We start from the raw sequence: 4,455 nt of genomic DNA on the forward strand, positions 1-4,455 counted from the left end.
CAGTTCGGCGCCGTCACGGGGATGGTGACAGGGAGGAGGCGGGGTGGTCGGAGGAAGAAGTGGATGTCTGAGCGAAGCGAGTGCTCGCAAGCGAGTCCCTTCGGGTTCACTTCTTCCGGAGACCATCCCGCCTCCGACCGCCTGCGCGACACAGCCCCCGGTCATGCGCCGTCGGTCGGGGCGAGCACGACGCTGACGCCGCGCGGCCGCGTCCGCAGCGCGTGGTCGGCGCGCGCGGTGGTCATGCGCAGGTCGCGCGGGCGGGGCGCTGGCGAGGCGGCGCTCGGGAGCGGGACGATGCCGCGGGGATCGAGTCCGTACCGCGCCGCGATCAGCAGGCCCAGCGCGTAGCGGCTGATCGCCTCCGGGCCGGCCAGGTTCCAGACGCCGGAGCGCTCCGCGGCCGGGAGCGCCGCCAGCTCCCAGAGCTGTGCCGCCAGGTCGTCGACGGCGACGGGGCAGCGCAGCTCGTCCGTGAACAGGCGCACGGGCTCGCCGCGGCGGAGCGCGTCCACCGCCCAGGCGGTGGTGCGGTCCGGGGGGTCTGCGCGCACGAGGAGCGAGGTGCGCACCACCGCCGCGTCCGGGCACTCCTCGCGCACCCCGGCTTCGGCCAGCGCCTTGAGGCGCCCGTACTCGTGCACCGGGGCGGGGGCAGCCGTCTCGTCGTACGGCGCGTGCTTGCCGTCCAGGAGCGCGTCGGTGCTGAGGTGCACCAGCGCCGCGCCGGTCTCCCGGCACGCGCGCGCGACGTTCCGGTGCGCGTCGGCGATCTCGCGCTCCCCCGCGCGGGTGTCGAACGCGGTGTGGATCACCAGGTCGGGACGGGCCTCGTCCCAGGCCCGGCGGACGCTCCCCGCGTCCGTGAGCTCCACGGGGTGGGTCGCCGCGCCCGCGGCTGGCGCGCCCCGCACGGTGGCGTGCAGCTCCACCTCCGGCGGGGCCGAGCGGAGGAGGGCGCCGCCGAGCAGCCCGCCCCCTCCGGTCACCAGCACGCGCATCACCCGCCCTCCGCGCCGAGGACGCCGCGCAGCAGCGCGAGCGTGCGGCCGTAGATCCCCGGGATCTCGCTCTCGCGCGGCCCGGCGACGTTGAGCGTGCGGATGCCGAGGACCGTGATCCACCGCGCCACCTCCGCCGGGTCCTCGCCGCGCGCCAGGTCCACCACCAGGAGCGGCCTGCCGAGCCGGTGCGCCACCTGCACCGTCAGCTCGGTCCCGCCGCGGAGCGGGCCGGCGAAGACCACCAGCGTGCCGTCGGAGTCGCGCACGTTCCACTCCGTGCGCTCGTCGGCGTCGGCCGAGGGGGTCTCGCGGAGCGGGTAGCGGTCGGGGATGCGACCGTCCTCCGCGCGCCGCCCGGCCGGGCACCACCCGCCCACGCCGATCCCCGCCTCCAGCGCGGCGTCCAGCGCCGCGCGGTCCACCCCGGCCTGTCCCCCCGAGACGACCCGCTCCAGCCCGCTCACGACCATTTCTCCCGCGCCGCGCGAGGAGCCGCGTGAGGGATGCGAGCCCGAAGGGGCGAGACTCCGCGGCCGTTTGCGGAGGCTCGCCGCCGTAGAGCACGGTCGTTTCGTGCTCTACGGCGCCGCAGCCCGGCCCCCGCCCCGCGGGGGACACGCCCGAATCCGTTGTTCAACCCGCCGTTCAAGAACGATCCCATGACTACAGCCGGTACGCGGTCACCAGCCGCCGCTCGTTCTCGCCGATGAACTCGGCCTCCAGCTCGATGAACCGCTCCAGCCCGCTCCCCGCCAGCTTCTCGCGGAAGAGCTGGTCGAGCTGGAAGACGCCCGCGGAGTTGGACAGCTCGATCCGCAGGCGGACCGGCTTCTCCACGCCGGACTCCAGGTGCACCGCCTCCACCGCCGCGGCGGAGATGGAGTGGATGCTCACCGAGCCCGCGGAGAACGGGATGCGCGAGCGCCCCTTGGCCATGTCGAGCGCGTCGGCAACGCGCACGATCCCCGCCTCCAGGGTGAGCGGCTTCCCCCCCGCGCGGTGGGCGATGATGGCGTGCAGGACCTCGGAGCGCAGCACGGTGGCCGTGGCGACGTCGTACACCTCGGACAGCAGCTCTCGGAGCTTCTCCTGCGCCACGAAGAGCGAGAAGCCCTCGTGGTCGATGCGGTGGATGGACATCCCGGTGTCGTGCAGGAGCGAGGCGAGCGCCACCACCACCTCCGCCTCTTCCAGCCCCATCCCGTAGTTCGCCACCACCCCCGGCTCCACGCCGCGCTCCACGAGGAGGCGCAGGAGCTTCTCGGCGATGTTCATCACGATCTTCACGTGGACCGGGCCGTGGTCCGTCATTCCCAGGCGCTCCACGGCGTTCACGTTGACCGCGGTCCAGAGCGCGTACAGCTCGTCGTCGGCGTTGATCCGCTCGATCAGGCGGGCAAGCTTCGGGTTGTTCCGGCTCGGCACGTTCAGGACGACGCGGTGCGCCAGGCGCTCCGCCACCGTGCGGCCGAACTCCGCGCGCTCCTCCGGCACCTCGATCCCCTCGGGCATGGATCCCCTTCGTTCTCCGTTCTCTCGATCGGGCGGGGCCGGCGGCTCCGCCCGGGAAGATGCTGCGATGCGATCCCGTGCTGCGCCTCCCTTGCGAAGCACGTACCAGCCGCGCGCTACCCCTCCAGGTGCTCGCCCAGGAACCGCGCCGCCTCCGCCTCGGCCCAGAACTCCGGCGCCCAGGGCGTCCCCGCCACGAAGCCGACGTGCCCCCCGCGCTCCGTGAACTCCGCCGTGATGCACGGGTTCTCGCGCGCGGCGGCCCGCGGGATGGCGGCGTCGGGGAGGAAGGGGTCGTCGGTGGAGTGCAGCAGCAGCGTGGGGACGCGGATCCCGGCCAGGTAGAACGCCGAGCTGGAGGAGGCGTAGTAGTCGTCCGCGTCGCGGAAGCCGTGCAGCGGCGCCGTGGCTGCGTCGTCGAACTCGCGGAAGGTGCGCGCCGCCAGCACCCGCGCGGGGTCCACCACGTCGCCGATCAGCGGGCGCTTCTGCCGGTACTTTTCGCGCAGGGTGCGGAGGAAGCGGGCGGTGTAGACGCGGCCCATCCCCCGCTCCATGTTCCGGGCGCCGGCCGCGAGGTCGAAGGGGACTGACACCGCCACGGCTGCCCGGGGAAGCGCCGCCGCCCCGCTCTCGCCCAGGTACTTGAGGAGCACGTTCCCGCCCAGCGAGAAGCCGACCGCCGCGAGCGGCGCCCGCGGATGCCGCTCCGCCAGCATCCGCAGGACGAAGCCCAGGTCCCCGGTCTCCCCGGAGTGGTAGAAGCGCGCGAGCCGGTTGGGCTCGCCGCCGCAGGTGCGGAAGTTCAGGGCGACCGCGCGGATCCCCCGCCCCGCGAGCTCGCGCAGGGTCTGCAGGACGTACCCGGACTGCGAGCACCCCTCCAGCCCGTGCAGGATCACCGCGGCCGGCGCTCCGGCGTCGTCCCAGGAGACGCCGGGGAGCTCCGCGAAGTCCAGGTCAAGGAAGTCGCCGTCCGGGGTCTCCACCCGCTCACGGCGGAAGGGGATCGGCTCGCGGGGGCGGAGGTACCTGCCGCCGATGGTCTGTGCGTGCGGGTTCCCCAGCCCCGGCGCGGGGCGGAAGGGGCGAACCGAGTAGGGCTTTCCGTCCATCGCAGTCGTTCCGTACGTCTCGCGCGGCGCTCCGGCCGCGGCTACCTTTGCGTGCGTGCCGCCGTCTCCGTCCGCACCCCGGTACACTCCGGTGCGGCGCTCCGTGCCCTCTCCTGCACCGCCATGTGGCTCCTCCCCGCCCTCTCCCGCCTGTCGTCGCTGGCGCTCCACACCTTCTACCGGCTGGAGGTGGGCGGCGAGCGCGTCCCGCCCCGCGGCCCCGTGCTCCTGGTGGCCAACCACCCCAACTCCCTCCTGGACCCCGCCGCGGTCGCCGCCGCCGCGGGGCGCCCAGTGCGCTTCCTGGCGAAGGCCCCGCTCTTCGGCGACCGCGGCGTGGGGTGGCTGGTGCGCGGAGCCGGCGCGATCCCCGTCTATCGTGCCCAGGACGACCCCGCGAAGATGGGAGCGAACACCGACACCTTCCGGGCCGCGCACGCCGCGCTGGCGGAGGGGGACGCGGTGGGGATCTTCCCGGAGGGGCTGAGCCACAGCGAGCCGTCGCTGGCCCCCCTCAAGACCGGTGCCGCCCGGATCGCGCTCGGCGCGGCGGAGCGGACGGGCGGGAGCTTCCCCATCGTCCCGGTGGGGCTGGTGTTCCGGCGCAAGGAGCGCTTCCGCTCGGAGGCGCTGCTGGTCGTCGGCGAGCCCGTCGCGTGGGACGACCTGGCCGGGGCCGGGGGCGGGGAGGCCGCGGCCGTGCGCGAGCTGACGCGGCGCATCGACGAGGCGCTCCGCGACGTGACGGTGAACCTGGAGCGGTGGGAGGACGCGCCCATGGTGGAGTGGGCGGAGGAGGTGTTCGCGGCCGAGCTGGGGATGGG

Annotated in this window: 5 protein-coding genes; 1 reads left to right on the forward strand and 4 read right to left on the reverse strand. The window is 74.6% G+C overall.

Features of this window, described 5'->3' with window-relative positions:
• Positions 1–161 precede the first annotated feature (161 nt).
• The 4 genes from VGR37_18620 to VGR37_18635 form a co-directional block, all read right to left on the reverse strand.
• Complete coding sequence (locus VGR37_18620; GenBank protein ID HEV2149424.1) at positions 162–1,001, reverse strand: sugar nucleotide-binding protein; 840 nt, start codon at positions 999–1,001, stop codon at positions 162–164.
• A complete protein-coding gene (locus VGR37_18625) occupies positions 1,001–1,474 on the reverse strand; it encodes a putative molybdenum carrier protein (protein ID HEV2149425.1) in 474 nt (157 codons plus the stop codon). Before VGR37_18625 ends, VGR37_18620 begins: the two co-directional genes overlap by 1 nt.
• 193 nt (positions 1,475–1,667) lie before the next feature.
• Entirely contained in the window at positions 1,668–2,516 is an 849-nt protein-coding gene (locus VGR37_18630) for an HD domain-containing protein (GenBank protein HEV2149426.1), read from the reverse strand.
• 116 nt (positions 2,517–2,632) lie between these two features.
• Positions 2,633–3,631: a hydrolase gene (locus tag VGR37_18635; protein HEV2149427.1), complete on the reverse strand. Its 999-nt coding sequence runs from the start codon at positions 3,629–3,631 to the stop codon at positions 2,633–2,635.
• A 51-nt stretch (positions 3,632–3,682) separates the two neighbouring features.
• Between VGR37_18635 and VGR37_18640 the strand changes: the two genes are divergently transcribed.
• Positions 3,683–4,455 (forward strand): lysophospholipid acyltransferase family protein (locus VGR37_18640; GenBank protein HEV2149428.1); only part of this gene is annotated, 773 nt, incomplete at its 3' end.

It is taken from the genome of Longimicrobiaceae bacterium (assembly GCA_035936415.1).
Lineage (GTDB): Bacteria > Gemmatimonadota > Gemmatimonadetes > Longimicrobiales > Longimicrobiaceae > JAFAYN01.